The sequence below is a fragment of the Vibrio kyushuensis genome, assembly GCF_050337325.1.
GTDB lineage: Bacteria > Pseudomonadota > Gammaproteobacteria > Enterobacterales > Vibrionaceae > Vibrio > Vibrio kyushuensis.
In genome coordinates, this window is record NZ_JAKJSV010000002.1 from 398,402 (window position 1) to 415,337 (window position 16,936).

The following is a 16,936-nucleotide window of genomic DNA, read 5'->3' on the forward strand; positions in this document are numbered from 1 at the left end:
CAACTGATTAACGACAATATCCTTAGTCGGCAACAGCTCTTAACTTCGTCTGTTACCTGCCCAAATTAAAGATTTCCAATAGCCGTATCTTAAGGATTTGTTATGAATATTAGTCAGCGATCTTACGCTGGAACACTAGAGTCAAGTGACTTGCTGGTCGAGGTTACCCCTTGTAGCAGTGGGCATTTAGAAATTGATATTACCAGCTCTGTTGAAAAACAATTTGAACCACTAATTCGACGCGTTGTGAAAACAACACTCGAGGAGATGGGTGTAACGTCTGCGATTGTTGTCGTTAACGATAAAGGCGCACTTGATTGTGTGATTCGGGCTCGCGTGCAAGCTGCGGTTATGCGCGGCGCTGGTATTGGTAGTGAAGATATCATTTGGGGAGCAGTGTAATGAGTAAGCTACGTAGAAGTATGTTATTTGTGCCGAGTTCAAATGCAGCAATGTTAAGCAACTCATTTATCTACACGCCCGATGCAATCATGTTTGATCTTGAAGACTCCGTTTCAATTCGTGAAAAAGATACCGCGCGTATGTTGGTCTACAACGCGTTGCAACATCCGTTGTACGCCGATATTGAGACTGTCGTTCGTGTTAACGCTTTAGAGTCTGAGTTTGGTCGCGCTGATGTAAGAGCGGTGGTTAAAGCGGGTGTTAATGCCGTTCGTCTACCAAAGACTGATACGGTTCAAGATGTCATTGATATGGAAATGGTTATTGAGCAAGCCGAAATTGAGTTTGGTCGTGAGCTAGGCAGTACAAAAATGCTTGCTGCTATTGAATCAGCGCAGGGCGTTAATAATGCCGTTGAGATCGCATGTGGTTCAAAACGCTTGATTGGTATTGCTCTTGGTGCTGAAGACTATGTACGCGATTTACGTACGCAGCGTACTCCACAAGGCACTGAGTTACTGTTTGCTCGTTGTTCAATACTACAAGCGGCACGCGCTGCAGGCATTATGGCCTTTGATACGGTCTACTCTGACACTGCCAACGAAGAAGGCTTTTTGAACGAAGCAGAACACATCAAAGATTTAGGCTTTGATGGCAAGTCACTGATCAACCCTCGTCAAATCGAAATGATTCATAACGTTTTTGCTCCCTCACAAAAAGAAGTTGACCACGCCATTGCTGTGATCGAAGTTGCCGAAGAAGCAGAGCAGCAAGGATCGGGCGTTGTATCGCTAAACGGAAAAATGGTGGACGCGCCAATCATTGAACGCGCTCGTTGGACACTTGAAAAAGCAAAATCTGGAATCAAACAGTAAGGCAGCAGCGCTATGAATAACGAAAACACCCTATACATTGATTTAGAAAAACAGAACCTAACCCCTTATTCTGGGCCGCATGCTTTAACACCTCACTTACTTGATAGAGAGAATAAGAAAAGCCGCAAGATCTTAAAAAGTGTTGAAGATTCGGTCAAAAATAGTGGCTTAAAAGATGGAATGACTATCTCTTTTCACCACTCGTTTCGTGGCGGAGACAAAATCATCAACATGGTGATGGACGTAATCGCCGATCTTGGGTTTAAAAACTTAACCCTAGCCTCAAGCTCATTGTCCGATGTTCACGCGCCACTGGTTAGACATATTGAAAATGGCGTGATCACGCAGATCTATACGTCTGGATTACGTGGAGAACTTGCAGAAAAGATCTCGCGTGGATTACTTGATCAGCCTATCCACATTCACTCTCACGGTGGGCGCGTTCACCTTGTTCAAAGTGGTGAACTGAATATTGATGTAGCGTTTCTTGGCGTATCAACAACCGACGAATTTGGTAATGCCAATGCTGTTAGTGGTAAAGCACGCTGTGGTTCACTAGGTTATGCACAAATTGATGCGAAATATGCTAAGCATGTTGTGCTGCTAACGGAAGAGATAGTTCCATTTCCAAACCATCCAGCTTCGATAGCTCAAGACGATGTCGATAGTGTTGTCGTTGTTGAGAGCGTTGGAGATGCTTCGAAGATTGGCGGTGGTGCAACTCGAATGACAAGTAACCCTCGTGAACTATTGATAGCACGTAAAGCGGCGGATGTGATTGAACATTCGGGCTATTTTAAACCTGATTTCTCAATGCAGACTGGCTCGGGTGGGGCGTCATTAGCAGTGACTCGTTTTCTTGAAGAGAAGATGGTAAGAAAAGATATTGCCGCGAGTTTTGCGCTTGGTGGTATTACGTCAACCATGGTGGATTTGCACGAAAAAGGGCTGATTAAAACCCTACTAGACGTGCAATCGTTTGATGCCAATGCAGCAGACTCTTTAGCGAGAAACCCAAATCATATCGAAATTTCTGCAAATCAATACGCGAATCCAGCCTCAAAAGGTGCGGTAGTTGACAGGCTTGATGTGGTGATTCTCAGTGCTTTAGAAATCGATACTGATTTTAACGTCAACGTTATTACCGGATCAGACGGTGTTATTCGTGGTGCATCGGGTGGTCATAGTGATACCGCTGCTTCTGCAAACTTAACAATAATTGTGGCTCCCTTAGTTCGTGGGCGTATTCCAACGGTGGTGGATTCGGTTCTTAACGTTGTCACTGTTGGCAGCCTGATTGATGTTCTCGTAACCGATCACGGCATTGCAGTGAACCCAGAGCGTAAAGACATTCAACAGAAGCTTGAACAAGCAGGCGTTGAATTAATGAGTATCGAACAGCTTCAGCAGCGCGCTGAGTTGTTAACAGGCAAAGCTCGTCCGATTGAATATAAGAAAAAGATCGTGGGCTATGTACGTTATCGCGATGGATCGGTTATAGACACCATCAATCAAGTTCGAGATTAGCGTTTGTACCGCGGGCCTAAAGTTACTTTGCATCAAGTCCTTGAGGGCAAAGAGGAACGCGTTCGGCGGCAAAGAGAGTGGATGGCAGTCCATTCTCTTCCGCTTATTTCTTTTACCATCAATATGCTAGGAGAAGTAAAGCAGAACAAGATAGCAAAAATCGCCTTTGGATCAGGTCATCAGGCCATTATTGAGAAATGCAAAGAACATCAGATCAATATTTCGGGCGTCGGAATCAAAATTGCTGTTACTGGTTATGAGTTGATATTTGCCATAGATGTGAATAGCGCACAACAACTGAAACAGCTAATGGTTGAAGTAGAAGAAGATCACCCGTTTGGACGTTTATTCGATATTGATGTTATTGACCTAGACGGATCTCAGATCTCACGCCAACAGCTAAACCAACCTCCAAGACGATGTTTGATATGCGAACAGCAAGCTAAAACATGCGCTCGCAATCGAACCCACTCTCTTACCGAAATGATCAATAAAATGAGTGAGATAATAAATGAACGCGACTAAAACTTTAGAATGGCTCATGGACGATTGCCCCCTGTATCGTTCATCGGAAAAAGGTGAAGCCCAGCTAAATATCTATGAATTAGCCGGTAACTTGGCTTACCACGCCATGATGTTAGAGGTACACCTAACGCCAAAAGCGGGTCTTGTTGACTGTGTTTCAAGTGGTGCTCATTGCGATATGGATATCGACACCTTTATTGCGAGTTCTAACACCCTTAGGCCGTACATGAAACTGTTCGTTAAAGCGGGCTGTAACATGCATGAAAAACCGGCGAAAGAACTGCTACCGGGCCTACGTAAAGTCGGCATCCAAGCGGAAAATGCCATGTTCCGAGCAACGAATAATGTGAATACCCATAAAGGGATGATATTTACTCTTGGGCTTATCTGTGGCGCTGTCGGTTGGCTTCATAAAAAGGGGATCAGTTATGACGCTGCGCGGGTTCGAGCTGTGATTAAAGAGTGCTGTGCTGATTTGGTGTCTAAAGAATTAAAAGACGCTATCGGAACCCCCAAAACAGCCGGCGAACGTGCTTATCATCAACATGGATTAACGGGCATCCGTGGTGAAGCGGCAAAAGGGTATCCAACCATCTTTAAATACAGTCTTCCCCTTTATGAAGGATGTATTCGCAGTGGACAGTCTGAAGAACAAGCGATGTCCAAAAGTTTGTTGTCTTTAATGGCACATAATGATGACAGTAACTTAGTTAACCGTGGCGGTATTGAAGGTCTTAATTATGTTCAATTGCAAGCTCAAGGCTTACTGCAATGTGGAGATCTTGCACCTGAGTATTTGGAGCAGAAAGTCACTTTGTTTGATCAGCAATTGATTGAAAGAAACCTAAGCCCAGGTGGTAGTGCTGATTTACTTGCTGCAACGTGGTTATTAGCTCAACTTAACGTTTGCTCACAAATTCTAGTCAATAAGCGTTAATTGTTTCGTCGAAAGAGGGCTGTGAATACTCGTGAAAATATCCCATAGCAGTCAATGAATGAGTTGAAAATTAAAATAATCCAGTCAATAAACTGGAAATAGTCAGAGTCATAGCCAGCAAAAATAAGAGGAAGAAAGCATGCTTAGTTTAGGCATCATAGGAAATTTTTTAGGGCATCTAAGTGGTGCAGAAAGTGTCTCAGAGGATCGTTTACCTAACGGAATATTTGTTATTGATTGTGAGCACCCTGACACACTCAGCAGCAATGAGATTGCAAAATACCCGGAGCAGGGCAGTAAGGTTGATATAGAGCCAGAATTCGTATTACGTTGTCAGGTGAGTTACGCCGGAGGCAAAGTGAGCGCGCTAATGGCGAAACAGATGACGATTGGAAATGACTTTACCATTCGAGACCTACCGGGTTCAGAGAAAATAGATCAACGGAAATCGTGGGGCGCACAATCTAAGGGCATCAACGCTCATTGGTGGGACATTTTGAGATTAAGCCCCGCCAATTACGGTGAAAATTTTAGGCTCATTTCCTTTATTGAGCGAAACGGAGAGATGATCTTAGCAACGCCTGAAGTTAACTGTACAGAGTTGAAAGTGTTTTACTGTCATTTGATGGCTTGGATGGTGGATAGAATCAACAACCAAAAGGACGAAGGCATGTACAGTGCCATCTTACCAAGCATTGCAAAGTTAGGTTATCCAAGTGAGTTGATTCTATATACCGGCGCGCCGAACTATACACCTTGGGGTGAGCAAAACTTCGTTCAAAAAGGTGATAAAATTCATATCGCAGGTTATGACGCTGAGCTTGTCGATTGTGCACTTGTGAAAGAGATGTTTAACCGTAATGAAACTGACAATAACGATTATCTTCTCTCATTCACACAAACCGTCGAATAGTTTTAAGCCGTAGATAAATAGATAAATAGATAAATAGAGAAATAGAGAAATAGAGAAATAGAGAAATAGAGAAATAGAGAAATAGAGAAATAGAGAAATAGAGAAATAGAGAAATAGAGAAAAAGGGCTTAATAACTAAGCCCTTTTACATTTTTCTTATGCTTTATTTAAGTTAAGTCAATTACTTAATCAAACCAATCTCACGATAGTACTTTTCCGCACCAGCATGCAATGGAGCAGATAGACCATCTTTCATCATCTCTTCTTTCTTCAAGTTGGCAAATGCAGGGTGAAGACGTCTAAAGTCGTCAAAGTTTTCAAAGACAGCTTTAACAATGTTGTAGACGACATCTTCTGGTACTTCCGTTGAAGAAACAAACGTAGCACCTACACCAAATGTTGCTGTGTCGTTGTCGTTACCACGATACATACCACCGGGAACGCTAGCTGTACGATAGAAGCTATTGTCAGAGACTAGCTTATCGACTTGCTTACCAGAAACAGAAACCACGACACTGTCACATGATGTTGTCGCTTCTTTAATCGCCCCACTTGGGTGGCCAACCGTGTAGATCATTGCATCGATTTTGTTATCACACAGCGCAGAAGACTGCTCAGATGCTTTTAACTCTGATACCAATTTAAAGTCGTCATTTGTCCAGCCATACTCAGCCATCAACACTTCCATGGTACCGCGTTGACCAGAACCAGGATTACCAATGTTTACACGCTTACCTTTAAGATCTTCAAATGTTTTAATTCCAGAATCGGCTCTTGCTACAACCGTAAAGGGTTCAGGGTGAACAGAGAATACTGCGCGTAGCTCTTTAAAAGCCCCTTTATCAGCAAACTTGCTGGTGCCGTTGTAAGCGTGATACTGCCAATCTGATTGAGCAATACCGAGATCGAGTTCACCCGCACGAATGGTATTGATGTTGTAAATTGAACCGCCAGTACTTTCTACTGAACAGCGAATATGGTGTTCACTTCTAGACTTGTTGACTAGACGACAGATAGCACCGCCTGTTGGGTAATACACCCCAGTAACACCTCCTGTGCCAATTGTAACGAATCGGTCTTGAGCTACCGCAGTGCTTGCCGCACCAATCAGTAAAGTTGCGGTTGTAGCGGTGACGAGTGACTTAAGTCGCTTCATGGTATTTCCTTATTTCTCTGTTAGTACAGTGACTCAACGGGCAACAGGTTATTGAATAATTAGATTCCTGTATTCGTTGGCGTCATAGGTTCCAATGTTGAGTTGGGTTAATAGATCTTTCAGTTGTTTCACTTGCTGATCATTGCTAATAGCAGGGTGTCCAAATACATCTAAGTGGTTATTTTCAAAACCTATTCGAACATCTCCCCCTAAAAGCGCTGCCGCAGTAAGAGAGTGTAACTCTAGGGAGCCAAACGCGCATACTGCCCAACGGCAAGAAAGCTGTTGCAAATATGGGAAATAAGGCAACAAGTCAGTTGGGTTGGACAATAATTGGTCGTTATATCTACCTAAGACTAGCAAAAGATGATGATTTTGCTCTGGAAGTATCTGATTTTCTATGAGATCTAGGTAACGTTTAAGCTCATTAACTGAATAAACGATATATTGAGGAATGATCGATTGCTCAGCCACCCAATGGAAAAAACCTCTTGCCGTTTCGTTGTGGTTATCATTGGGGATGAGTTCTTTGATTGCGAAAGAAGCCGCCTCAGGCTTCACCGCTTTAACTAATAACATCTGTTGCTCTGGCGAATATTGGCCCACTGCTTCAGTGGTCAGCTGAACTACTATGTCGTTTCCAACTCGTTCTTTTACGGCTCTATAAGTGTTGATATTGTCTGCGATCTCTAGCGAATGCTTGCCTTGTGCATCCCTTGAGTGAAGATGAACCATGGCCGCACCTTGGTGGAGACATGCTTCAACGGTATCGGCAATTTGTGTTGGCGTAATAGGCAGAGCAGAGTGTGTGCTAGTGGTCTTTGTTGCGCCATTTGGGGCAACGATGATTCCGATTGCTTTTGGTGTCACGACACTTGTCTCTGATATCACGACATTCTCCTTGGACATCAGGTTACCCTTTATTTAGTTGGCGCATTACTTTTTGCAGTGTGACGTTAAGCTTATCAACGATCTCATCCGACTGGTGGTCATCAATAATAAACGGAGGTGCAAGGAGAATATGGTTACCCTGAGACCCATCAATAGTCCCCCCCATTGGGTATATCATTAAACCTTCGTCCATTGCTGTTGCTTTTAATTTTTTAGCCAGTTGATCAGAGGCCGGGTGAGGCTGCTTCGATTCTTTATCTTTAACCAGTTCAAGACCAATAAAAAGACCACGACCACGTATCTCGCCGATGTAGCTTTGATGGTTGAGAGTATCGTGTAGTTTTTCTTGCAAGTTTTGCCCTACTAGTGCGACTTGTGTGATTAGATCGTTATCTTGAATATAATTTATAGTGGCAAGGCTTGCTGCACATGCCATTGGGTGGGCCATAAAAGTATGACCATGCTGAAAGAAACCACTTCCTTGAGCAATCGCGTCGTAGATTTTACTACTCACAAGAGTTGCACCAATAGGCTGATAACCAGCCCCAAGCCCTTTTGCCATAGTGACTATATCAGGGACAATATTTTCATATTCAAAAGCGAAAAAACGCCCACTTCGACCAACGCCACACATCACTTCGTCCAGAATAAGTAAGACATCATATCGATCGCAGATTTTACGTATTTGAGAAAAGTAACCTGCACTCGGTACGACGGCTCCAGAGGTTGCGCCAACAATAGGCTCAGCAACAAAAGCCATGACATTTTCTGCCCCTATTTCAAGTATTGAAGCTTCAAGTTCACTAGCAGAACGAAGGGCGTAGGCATCATCACTCTCTCCTTGAGCTTGAAACCGATAAGGGTAGCAAGGATTGATATGATGCGAAGAAGGCATGATGGCTTTGAACGGATCCCGACGCCAATGATTCCCTCCAACAGATAGAGCACCAAGCGTATTACCGTGATAGCTTTGATGCCGAGCAATGAACTGAGTTTTTTGAGGTTTACCTTGCTCAAGGAAATACTGTCGGGTCACTTTTAATGCGGCTTCAACAGCCTCTGAACCACCACTTGTAAAGTAAACATGATTGAGAGAGTCGGGTGCTAACGACGCTATTTTCGTCGCTAGATCTTCCGCCACTTGGCTAGTAAAAAAACCGGTATGAGCGTAAGGGACATCATCAATTTGGCGTTGTATGGCTTGCTTTACGTGAGCATTGTCGTGCCCTAAATTAGACACTGCCGCTCCCCCGCAGGCATCAAGGTATTTTTTACCGCGAGTATCGTAAAGATAAGCACCTCGACCGTGAGATATTGTAGGTAGTGCCGACTGGCAATGACGATGAAAAATATGAGACATATCCGTAACCTTTGGACAACTGACTATTGGAGAATAGTTGAGGATTTGACGCTTTCCAGTAGCACGGAACAATTGTTTGTGACTTGATATATAGCTCACGAATAAAGTTATGCTAACAATGTATGAATCTGTCTAAATATGGTCGAAATGCTAATTTTCCTTCTCATTCAACATTTGCAGTGTTATACATATATATAACACCGAATCAGCCAAGGAAACTACTCATGATGCATTGGCATGATCGCCAACCGATTTTTCGTCAGTTGGCTGATCAGATCACTCAACAGATACTGCAAGGCATTTGGAAAGAAGGTGAAGCTTTGCCTTCAGTACGAAGTGTTTCTGCGGATATGAAGATTAACCATTTAACGGTAATGAAAGGTTATCAACTGCTGGTTGATGAAGGGTTAGTAGAAAAGAGACGTGGCCAAGGCATGTTCGTTACCCTAGGTGCAAAGCAAAAGCTTCTTGCCGATGAGAAAGCCAGTTTTCTTCAACAACAAATTCCTCAAATTGCTGCCACATTACAACGTCTGGGCATGTCGCTCGAAGAGTTCAATCAGCAACTTAAACCACACATTAAAGGTGAAGAATGAGCGCATTAGTCAGTGTAAAAAACTCCTCCAAGCTTTATAGCAAACAAGGAGGGCAAAAGCAGGGTGAAGCTCTACATGACGTCAGTTTTGAACTGCAAGCTGGTCAGGTACTTGGCCTTCTAGGTCATAATGGCGCAGGTAAATCGACGCTTATTAACGCTCTACTTGGTGCTCACGAATGCCAAGGTACGATTCGTATTAATGGTTTTGAACCTATCGCGCAGCGCGACAAGATCATGCAGAGTTTATCGTATATCTCTGATGTCAACGTTTTGCCCGGTTGGATGACCGTTGCGCAGCTGCTCAGCTACTCTGAAGGGGTTCACCCTGCCTTCAACCGAAGTAAAGCGGATGAACTACTTCATCAAACCGATATCAAACCGCGTGCTCGAATTAAATCACTCTCAAAAGGAATGAAGGTACAGCTGCATCTGGCCATTGTGATTGCGACCAATACCCAAATCCTTATCTTGGATGAACCGACGTTAGGGCTTGATTTAGTCTACCGCGATACTTTTTATCGCCACTTGTTAGAGTGGTTTCATGATGGTGAACGCGCACTGATTATTGCAAGCCATGAAGTTGATGAGATTGAACACCTGCTAACTGATGTATTGATTCTTAAACATGGTCGGTCGGTGCTACAAACGTCGATGGAAAGCATCAGCGAAGATTACTTCATCCTTGATGCCAGCGACGAGCATCGTGTGCAGGTTGAAGCTTTAAAACCACTCTCTTCACAAAAGGGGCTAGGTACAACTAGGTGGCTGCTCTCATCTCAACATGCTGAACAAGTGGACGGGCTTGGTGATATTTATGGCGTTAAGTTATCCGATCTATTTTTGGCCTTGCAGAAGGAGGCAGCGTAATGCGTTCAATCTTAGCTATGATGCGTAAAGAGTGGTTAGAAAATCCATTAGTGACGCGTATTCCTTTATTCATGTTTGCTTGCGGTCTACTACTGTTTATTAGCTTAATTACTAGCTCAACCTTGCAGCATAATATGTTTTTCCAAATGAGCTTTAGCGGTGATGTTAGTGATATCCATAAAGAGTTGGGTGACGACGTCAATATGCTCGTCGCGGGCGGAGTGGGGTTATTATCCATCTTGATGAGTGTGCAATATTTCCCAAAAACACTGCGTAAAGAACGCTCTGAGGGGAGTATTATGTTTTGGCGCAGTATGCCAATTAGTGATATTAAAACTCACTTAGTGAAGCTAGCCTTTGGTTTATTAGTCATTCCTTTGGTCTGTTCGATACTGGTCTTTTCTGCAGATTTTATGTTGTGGGTTTTGAACATATCCACTGACCATCAGCTGGCTCTGTTGTATCGTCAAGCATCATTAGGTTACGTGTTGCTGAACTGGATAGAGTTTTTATTTAGAATGATCGTAGCAGGGGCTCTGCTGTTGCCTCTAGCACTCGTAGCGATGGCGATATCACAGAAAGTGAACTCGCCGCTTCTGGTGATCTTAATTGCCGTTTACGCACTGCGCTGGATGCCAATAGCAATGTTCAATAACTATGGATTAGATCAGTTCTTCTCTGAAATATTCTACTTACCACTGCACGCTATTCTTGCGCCAAACCCATTTAGCGCCATTCCTGAAGCGGGTTGGATAAATGTTGCTATTTACGCTGTCATCGGTGTATTAGCATGGTTAGCGAGCCTTAAATTTAGCCGAACAGTCAGTTAGATTAAACAAAAAAGGACGAACAACAGAGTACCAATAAGACCCTGTTGTTCGTTGATGCTTCAGCAATGTTTACTACTTGGTGTTGTACATTTTTTCGTTGGCCTTATCTTTGTCGGACCAAAAGTTAATATTAAATTGCGCATCATTACTCATTTCAATGCGATGCCAATATTGCGGAGGGCTTGTAACAACCCCTTAGACTCAAGTGAAAAAAGGCTACCCATGCAGGGTAGCCAATTAGTTGTACCGTTAGTCATAATTATGTGTATGACTGGTCTTGCTTAAAGTTGACTATTAATGGCGACAATTTCTTCTCGCCACTGTTTTTGTAAACTTGGTTTTTGATGCTTAGGTCTTCGCTGTAAATCGTTTTCCAATAGTGACTCAAGTTGTAGCAAACGCTTTAATAGCTGGTCCTCTTCTGATGGTTCTTCACTTAGGGTAGGGGCTGCTTTTTTAACTATCGGCTCATTACTGACGATTGAATGTTCACTTCGAACAGTAAGTTGCAGGTAGACCTCTTCCACTGATAAGTATTCAGTTAGAGTCCCATTTTGAATTAGCCAGAAACGATTACAGCTTTGTTCTATTAAGCTACGATCATGACTGACCAGAACCGTTGCCCCATCGAATTCATTAAGCGTTTCAATCAGCTCCTCTTTTCCTTCCATATCTAAATGGTTGGTAGGCTCATCAAGAAATAGCAGGTGATACCTTGCAAGTGTCAGCCCAACGAACAGTAATCGTGCTCTTTCGCCACCGCTCAGTGATGAGATTTGTTGACCATGCCTGACATACTTAAAACCAGCACTAATTAATGCTCGCTTACTTTGCTCGGTATTGATTGAAGCAAATTGACTTAAAGCATCAGTCAGTGTGTCTTCATCATTAAGCTGCTCAAGTGACTGATCGTAATAACCTAAACGACAGCGCTCATGAAAAGTAATAGAGCGCTCTGAACCATTTAAGGAGCCTGCATCTTCTGCTTGTTCTAGAAGGTAATGCCGATGTAGGAAATTCAGTAGTGTTGATTTACCACACCCGTTACTGCCTAATATTGCAATCCGATCACCGCTTTTAATACGTAAATTGGGCATATTAAACAGTGCGAGTGAGCTTTGTGGTGGCTTTATGGTAAAAGGGGCAATCTCGATTAAACGATTGGCAGCCAACGCCTCTCCTTGAAGCTTCAAACGCCAGGGCGGACCTTCGCTAACTTCTGTTTGCTCCTCTTCCAAACGCTCTTTTCTGGCAAACATGGTTTTGGCTTTGCGAGCCAAATCTTCGTTGTCGTATACCTTGCCCCACACCGCTAGGCGTTTGGCGCTTTTCTCTATACGGTCGATTTCTTTCTGTTCACTAAGGTGACGAGCTTGGTCTTGCCTATCTTTCTCAACCAGTGCTTCTCTTGCTTTAGAGCATGGCAAAGCAAAATGGTGAAGAGATTGGTCACGCATAACCCATGTTGTATTGGTTACCGAATCAAGCAAGGTTTGATCGTGAGAAACTAACACAAATGATCCCTTCCACCGCAATAGAAACTGCTCTAACCACATAAGAGAGGGTAGATCTAAGTGGTTACTTGGCTCATCGAGTAACAACAAATCGGGATCTTTGATTATTGCTCTGGCAAGTAAAAACCGCATTTGTTGACCGCCACTGCAATTAACCACTGGCATATTCCAAGTCGATTCAGAAAAGCCTAATTCGGATAGAAGTAATTCTGCACGCCATTGCTCTCCCTCATCTAAGGTTTCGGCTAATGCAGTTAGAACGGTCTTAAACTTCAGTTCGTCAGGAATGTGCTGTTCAACATAACTTAGAAGGCACTGTTTGGCTTTTGAGATATGCCCTTCACTGGGTTCGTATTGCCCATCCAGCAGCTTAAGCAGTGAACTTTTTCCGCAACCATTATGTCCGATAAGGCCAATCTTATCGCCACGATTAACGGTGATAGACAGCTCTTTGAATAGTGCGCTAGAGGTGTAGGAAAGTGTAAGGGATTGTGCTGTTAAAAATGTACTCATAATTGTCTCAAGAATTTTGGGCGCAAGACGCCATTGTCTGGGTTGACAATAATTCTTCGAGCTTGAGGGGAACTACTCGTGTAACGTTTTCTGTAAAGGTAATTATTCGCTCAAGTCGAGATTATCGCAACGCGATATCAGTAACTATTGAGCGAGCTGTAATGCCAAATAAACGTGGGTTGATTGAAGACCACAAAGACATAGATTCCTCCTTAGATTATTTGTGAAAATGTATCCATTTTCGATTATTCGGTAACCATAATTCTATTGTTGTTTTGAGCAAAGTAAAGAAATTTGAAATCTGAACATGCGTACTTGCTACTCAGTACTGTATTAGTGAAAACTTTCAGTGCGGCAGTGATGACGCTGATATTGTTTTGGTGTTAGCCCAAAGGCTGCTTTAAATAAGCGAATGAAGTGCGAGATATTGTCGTAACCCACTGCCATTGCTGTGTCGGTAACCGACGAGTGGCCTAGCAATAACTTGGCTTGATCCAATTTTAAATCCTTGAGGTATTCCTTTGGTGTTTTATCCATAATCGCCTTAAAACGTTGGCTGAAGTTGGATGAAGACATACCCACTTCTTCTGCCACATCTGACACCGTCATCACTTTACCAAGATCAGAATTCATAAGCCGTACAGCTCGATTAATCGGATGATGATTATGGTTACGAATGATATCAAAGCACCCTTGCTGTTTAACAAGCTCATAGACCATTTCTTGGCTGTTTAAGTTGAGTAAGAAAGGGATGTTTACATCGTTATTATTTAAAATTTCTAGAGTGCGTTGATGCAAAGTACTCATTCGACCGGACACTTTATTGTGTTGAAACTGTGAGTAATTCAAATTACTGAGTGTATTGAGCTCTAAGTTGTCTGAAACTAGCTGTAAAACGCCATCAATGATCCGATCGTTAAATTCATAGACCAACGCTTGCGTTGATTTTGGCATCGACATGTAGACACAAGAATCAGGCGGCAATAACACGAACTCATCTTTATGGTATTGAAAGCTTTGAGATTGATTCACGCTGACCTCTTTTGCACCATTCAATATGGTACATAAGCGTGGTTGGTTATAGGTATGGTACTCGTCTTGAAAAAATTGAGGCAGCTCGTAGTAGAGCAGGTTTATGTCACTGGTCGTAATGGCGTACTCTCGTTCTGCTACTCGGCTGAAATTTTTTATAGTTTTCATCTTTAAATCTAGGTGATAGCAATAAGCAATTTTCGATAGTAGTCAGCGAAGGTCGTTAATTCTATGATCTAGATTAGCTTGGTAACAGACAAAAAGACCCCACAGCCATAACTGTGGGGTCTCTATCACTTCAAACGTAATTCGTTATTACCTAACCTCTGCTCGGGATAATTTAAGCCAGTCAGCCCAGCTTTTTTAGTATCTAACTTCGTTAAAATCAACACAATAGACTAGCTATTGACTTATGATTTTGCCTTGTTATCCAACTAAATTAGCCACACTGACTTATGAATTAGCCCAAGCGATGAAATTTCGATTATTGTCGACTTTCTTATCCCGAGCTGAGGTTACATGGCATGAGACAGTATTTTCACGATCTCTTCATGTGTTGCTTGTTTTGGATTGGTGAAACCACACACGTCTTTCAGCGCGTTCTCAGCAAGTGTGTTGAAGTCATCGACCTTCACACCTAACTCTTCCAAGCCTGCAGGGATTGAGACATCTTGAGATAGCTGTCGAATAGCGTTTAGACCGGCTTCTGCGGCTTTTTCACTAGTCATCCCCTCAATGTTAACACCCATTGCTTTTGCAACATCACCAAGACGTTTTGGGCTAACTTGCGCGTTGTACTCTTGTACATGAGGCAACAAAATCGCGTTACATACACCATGAGGAAGGTCATAGAATCCACCAAGCTGGTGAGCAATAGCGTGTACATAACCAAGAGAAGCGTTGTTAAACGCCATACCCGCCATGAACTGTGCGTAAGCCATGTTGTCTCGCGCTTTAATATCATCACCGTTGGTCACAGCTTGGCGTAGGTTTGCTTGAATCATCTCAATGGCTTTGATTGCAACAGCGTCAGTAACGGGCGTTGCAGCGGTCGAAACATAAGCTTCAACGGCGTGGGTTAGCGCGTCCATCCCTGTTGCGGCGGTTAATGATGCGGGCTTATCGAGCATTAGCTCAGGATCGTTGACTGACATGATTGGTGTCACGTGTTTATCAACAATAGCCATTTTAATGTGATGCTCTTCATCGGTAATGATACAGAATCGTGTCATTTCAGAAGCAGTACCAGCGGTTGTGTTGATTGCGATAAGTGGCGCTTGTGGTTTAGCTGATTGATCAAGACCTTCGTAATCTTTGATTTCGCCGCCGTTAGTTGCAAGCAAAGCAATACCTTTTGCACAATCATGCGGAGAGCCGCCACCTAAAGAGATCACGCTGTCGCAGTTTCCTTCTTTAAACATGGCAAGGCCATCATTGACGTTAACTATAGTTGGGTTTGGCTTTGTTTCATCATAAACCACACATTCAACGTCAGCTTCTTTTAGTAGGGTAGTCACTTTAGCAACTAGGCCGATTTGCACTAATACATTATCTGTCACGATAAGCGGTTTTTTGTATCCATAAGATTGAATACTTGTCACTGCTTCTTTTAAGCAACCTTCACCAATCACGTTCACTGCCGGTATGTAAAATGTGCTAGACATGTTTTTTGCTCCAGATTTATTAAGTAATTTGGTCGAGAAGACAACCTTCGTTATCCCTCTTAATGATTGGAGTCTATCAACCTGTATTTTTCTCAACTAGCTGGTATTTTACGAAAGTAGTCCGTTTTTAATATCTTCTGCTCAACCCTTGAATTAGCACTGTTTTTCTTGATATGTCTCAATCTTTTAGTGTAGAAAACGGCGTTTGAATAGAGGGTAAACGGGCAGGCATAAAAAAGAGCAACGATAATAGGCATCATTGCTCTGTACCCAATAAAACAATCCCTACAAGGATCTATAGACTAGAGACTTAACTCGGCTGGAATAACAGTTGCTTGCTCATCTAATTCAATTTGGGTTAAAAAACTGTTGCTGTGCTCTTTACACAGTGGCACAACGAATAGGGCTTCTTCGCTAAACGCGGATTGTTTTACTAATACACCGTGGTGGTGCTCGTTCGTGCAATTATGTTCAGCACAAAAGCTATACTGGCTCTGGTTAAAATGCTTCCAGTAACTTAGCCAATGCTGCTTGGATTCTTCACTTAGATTCTCGTTGAATGCGTTCGTCACAATCATTATTTTGTCCTGTTGATTAGCTTGGAATCCATATTACCTGCGAGTGAAAAAGTGATGTATGAGTGAGCACTCATGTTTGTGTGGAGGTTATACCTTTATTGGTCGAAATGAATTTAATTAAATGAGAGCGTTTTGTCGCCGTGACTCGATAGATTTTAGATGTTTTTAGTTGTGACCAGACCTATTCATCCTTATTATGTCAGCCTGTTAGTTACTCACTTGGCTGGTTTGATGCCCGTTCATTTTATTAAGATATTTTGGTTAACGATTTTTGCGCTGCTATTGCCATCGCAAGCATTCGCGAACCTGATACAAAGTGATAGCATTCATGAATCAAAGCTAGAAAACAGTGAGCTAACTTACCACCATCAACCTTTGTTGATGGTAGATCAACCATCGCCTCACACATCTCTACAATCTCTTTTTGATTCAATCGTTTTTGAATCTACCGAGGAAACGCCTAAGCCACTAGCACCAAGGCCGGTGTCACAAACTGAAGTTATTGATAGTGCAATCGCCATCATTAACTCTAGCCGTTGGTCTGCTTCTTCTACTCAGATTGAAGAGGCCAGTGAGCCAAGCAGTGAATTCTTCGACGATCTTACTCATGTGCCACATTATAAACGTTATCTACACGCTATTTATGATGTCGATTTTTGGGTAGGTGACGCTTTTGCATCAGAGCACCGCATTTCAGGCTGGAAAGAGACCAACGCTCTTTATGTCGCATTAAATAGCCAGTTCTAAATAGATA

17 protein-coding genes and 1 pseudogene are annotated in these 16,936 nt (G+C 42.8%); 10 read left to right on the forward strand and 8 right to left on the reverse strand.

The window, feature by feature from the left end:
- Positions 1–102: 102 nt before the first annotated feature.
- From citD to L4D20_RS01820, 6 genes are all read left to right on the forward strand, one after another.
- On the forward strand, positions 103–402 hold the full coding sequence (citD, locus tag L4D20_RS01795; protein WP_428799850.1) for a citrate lyase acyl carrier protein: 300 nt from the start codon (positions 103–105) through the stop codon (positions 400–402).
- Positions 402–1,277 (forward strand): citrate (pro-3S)-lyase subunit beta, encoded by an 876-nt coding sequence (citE, locus tag L4D20_RS01800; RefSeq protein ID WP_428799851.1) that lies wholly within the window; start codon positions 402–404, stop codon positions 1,275–1,277. The genes citD and citE overlap by 1 nt, the downstream gene beginning before the upstream one ends.
- Positions 1,278–1,289: 12 nt before the next feature.
- On the forward strand, positions 1,290–2,804 hold the full coding sequence (citF, locus tag L4D20_RS01805; RefSeq protein ID WP_428799852.1) for a citrate lyase subunit alpha: 1,515 nt from the start codon (positions 1,290–1,292) through the stop codon (positions 2,802–2,804).
- Between the two features lie 27 nt (positions 2,805–2,831).
- Positions 2,832–3,329 carry a citrate lyase holo-[acyl-carrier protein] synthase gene (gene citX / locus L4D20_RS01810; RefSeq protein WP_428800734.1) on the forward strand — a complete coding sequence of 166 codons (498 nt, stop codon included), beginning with the start codon at positions 2,832–2,834 and terminating at the stop codon, positions 3,327–3,329.
- Entirely contained in the window at positions 3,316–4,266 is a 951-nt protein-coding gene (citG, locus tag L4D20_RS01815) for a triphosphoribosyl-dephospho-CoA synthase CitG (protein ID WP_428799853.1), read from the forward strand. The genes citX and citG overlap by 14 nt, the downstream gene beginning before the upstream one ends.
- 139 nt (positions 4,267–4,405) lie before the next feature.
- Positions 4,406–5,179 (forward strand): DUF5718 family protein, encoded by a 774-nt coding sequence (locus L4D20_RS01820; protein WP_428799854.1) that lies wholly within the window; start codon positions 4,406–4,408, stop codon positions 5,177–5,179.
- Positions 5,180–5,360: 181 nt separating this feature from the next.
- On the opposite strand, the gene L4D20_RS01825 is transcribed toward L4D20_RS01820, so the two are convergent.
- Genes L4D20_RS01825 through L4D20_RS01835 form a run of 3 tightly spaced genes read right to left on the reverse strand, consistent with a single transcriptional unit; the run spans position 5,361 to position 8,586 of the window.
- The gene (locus L4D20_RS01825) at positions 5,361–6,335 is read right to left on the reverse strand and encodes a TAXI family TRAP transporter solute-binding subunit (RefSeq protein ID WP_428799855.1); all 975 of its coding nucleotides are present in this window, start codon (positions 6,333–6,335) and stop codon (positions 5,361–5,363) included.
- A 48-nt stretch (positions 6,336–6,383) separates the two neighbouring features.
- Entirely contained in the window at positions 6,384–7,244 is an 861-nt protein-coding gene (locus L4D20_RS01830; protein WP_428799856.1) for a beta-keto acid cleavage family enzyme, read from the reverse strand.
- Between the two features lie 4 nt (positions 7,245–7,248).
- Entirely contained in the window at positions 7,249–8,586 is a 1,338-nt protein-coding gene (locus L4D20_RS01835) for an aspartate aminotransferase family protein (protein WP_428799857.1), read from the reverse strand.
- A 224-nt stretch (positions 8,587–8,810) separates the two neighbouring features.
- Here L4D20_RS01835 and L4D20_RS01840 point away from each other — a divergent pair, with 224 nt between their 5' ends.
- The 3 genes from L4D20_RS01840 to L4D20_RS01850 are packed head-to-tail and all read left to right on the forward strand — an operon-like array spanning position 8,811 to position 10,881.
- Entirely contained in the window at positions 8,811–9,182 is a 372-nt protein-coding gene (locus L4D20_RS01840; RefSeq protein ID WP_428799858.1) for a GntR family transcriptional regulator, read from the forward strand.
- Entirely contained in the window at positions 9,179–10,051 is an 873-nt protein-coding gene (locus L4D20_RS01845) for an ABC transporter ATP-binding protein (protein ID WP_428799859.1), read from the forward strand. Before L4D20_RS01840 ends, L4D20_RS01845 begins: the two co-directional genes overlap by 4 nt.
- Complete coding sequence (locus L4D20_RS01850; protein ID WP_428799860.1) at positions 10,051–10,881, forward strand: hypothetical protein; 831 nt, start codon at positions 10,051–10,053, stop codon at positions 10,879–10,881. Before L4D20_RS01845 ends, L4D20_RS01850 begins: the two co-directional genes overlap by 1 nt.
- 72 nt (positions 10,882–10,953) lie before the next feature.
- Here the strand turns inward: L4D20_RS01850 and L4D20_RS01855 are convergent.
- The 5 genes and pseudogenes from L4D20_RS01855 to L4D20_RS01875 all read right to left on the reverse strand — a co-directional run.
- Positions 10,954–11,067 (reverse strand): annotated as a pseudogene (locus L4D20_RS01855) (DUF1971 domain-containing protein); the annotation flags it as partial.
- A gap of 95 nt (positions 11,068–11,162) precedes the next feature.
- Positions 11,163–12,908, reverse strand: a complete 1,746-nt coding sequence (locus tag L4D20_RS01860) for an ABC-F family ATP-binding cassette domain-containing protein (RefSeq protein WP_428799861.1) — start codon at positions 12,906–12,908, stop codon at positions 11,163–11,165.
- Positions 12,909–13,241: 333 nt separating this feature from the next.
- A complete protein-coding gene (locus L4D20_RS01865; RefSeq protein ID WP_428799862.1) occupies positions 13,242–14,108 on the reverse strand; it encodes a helix-turn-helix transcriptional regulator in 867 nt (288 codons plus the stop codon).
- 347 nt (positions 14,109–14,455) lie between these two features.
- Positions 14,456–15,604, reverse strand: coding sequence for an L-threonine dehydrogenase (yiaY, locus tag L4D20_RS01870; protein ID WP_428799863.1), 1,149 nt, complete (start codon positions 15,602–15,604; stop codon positions 14,456–14,458).
- A gap of 302 nt (positions 15,605–15,906) precedes the next feature.
- Positions 15,907–16,182, reverse strand: a complete 276-nt coding sequence (locus L4D20_RS01875) for a hypothetical protein (protein ID WP_428799864.1) — start codon at positions 16,180–16,182, stop codon at positions 15,907–15,909.
- Between the two features lie 159 nt (positions 16,183–16,341).
- Between L4D20_RS01875 and L4D20_RS01880 the strand changes: the two genes are divergently transcribed.
- On the forward strand, positions 16,342–16,929 hold the full coding sequence (locus tag L4D20_RS01880) for a hypothetical protein (protein ID WP_428799865.1): 588 nt from the start codon (positions 16,342–16,344) through the stop codon (positions 16,927–16,929).
- The last annotated feature ends 7 nt before the right edge of the window (positions 16,930–16,936 follow it).

Bases quoted from the DNA above. Each gene is read 5' to 3' on its own strand.
- citF (WP_428799852.1), top strand. From the start codon at position 1,290: ATGAATAACGAAAACACCCTATACATTGATTTAGAAAAACAGAACCTA.
- L4D20_RS01840 (WP_428799858.1), top strand. From the start codon at position 8,811: ATGATGCATTGGCATGATCGCCAACCGATTTTTCGTCAGTTGGCTGAT.
- citG (WP_428799853.1), top strand. From the start codon at position 3,316: ATGAACGCGACTAAAACTTTAGAATGGCTCATGGACGATTGCCCCCTG.
- L4D20_RS01845 (WP_428799859.1), top strand. From the start codon at position 9,179: ATGAGCGCATTAGTCAGTGTAAAAAACTCCTCCAAGCTTTATAGCAAA.
- L4D20_RS01850 (WP_428799860.1), top strand. From the start codon at position 10,051: ATGCGTTCAATCTTAGCTATGATGCGTAAAGAGTGGTTAGAAAATCCA.
- L4D20_RS01865 (WP_428799862.1), bottom strand. From the start codon at position 14,108: ATGAAAACTATAAAAAATTTCAGCCGAGTAGCAGAACGAGAGTACGCC.
- citE (WP_428799851.1), top strand. From the start codon at position 402: ATGAGTAAGCTACGTAGAAGTATGTTATTTGTGCCGAGTTCAAATGCA.
- L4D20_RS01820 (WP_428799854.1), top strand. From the start codon at position 4,406: ATGCTTAGTTTAGGCATCATAGGAAATTTTTTAGGGCATCTAAGTGGT.
- L4D20_RS01835 (WP_428799857.1), bottom strand. From the start codon at position 8,586: ATGTCTCATATTTTTCATCGTCATTGCCAGTCGGCACTACCTACAATA.
- L4D20_RS01860 (WP_428799861.1), bottom strand. From the start codon at position 12,908: ATGAGTACATTTTTAACAGCACAATCCCTTACACTTTCCTACACCTCT.
- L4D20_RS01830 (WP_428799856.1), bottom strand. From the start codon at position 7,244: ATGTCCAAGGAGAATGTCGTGATATCAGAGACAAGTGTCGTGACACCA.
- yiaY (WP_428799863.1), bottom strand. From the start codon at position 15,604: ATGTCTAGCACATTTTACATACCGGCAGTGAACGTGATTGGTGAAGGT.
- citD (WP_428799850.1), top strand. From the start codon at position 103: ATGAATATTAGTCAGCGATCTTACGCTGGAACACTAGAGTCAAGTGAC.
- L4D20_RS01875 (WP_428799864.1), bottom strand. From the start codon at position 16,182: ATGATTGTGACGAACGCATTCAACGAGAATCTAAGTGAAGAATCCAAG.
- L4D20_RS01880 (WP_428799865.1), top strand. From the start codon at position 16,342: ATGTTTTTAGTTGTGACCAGACCTATTCATCCTTATTATGTCAGCCTG.
- L4D20_RS01825 (WP_428799855.1), bottom strand. From the start codon at position 6,335: ATGAAGCGACTTAAGTCACTCGTCACCGCTACAACCGCAACTTTACTG.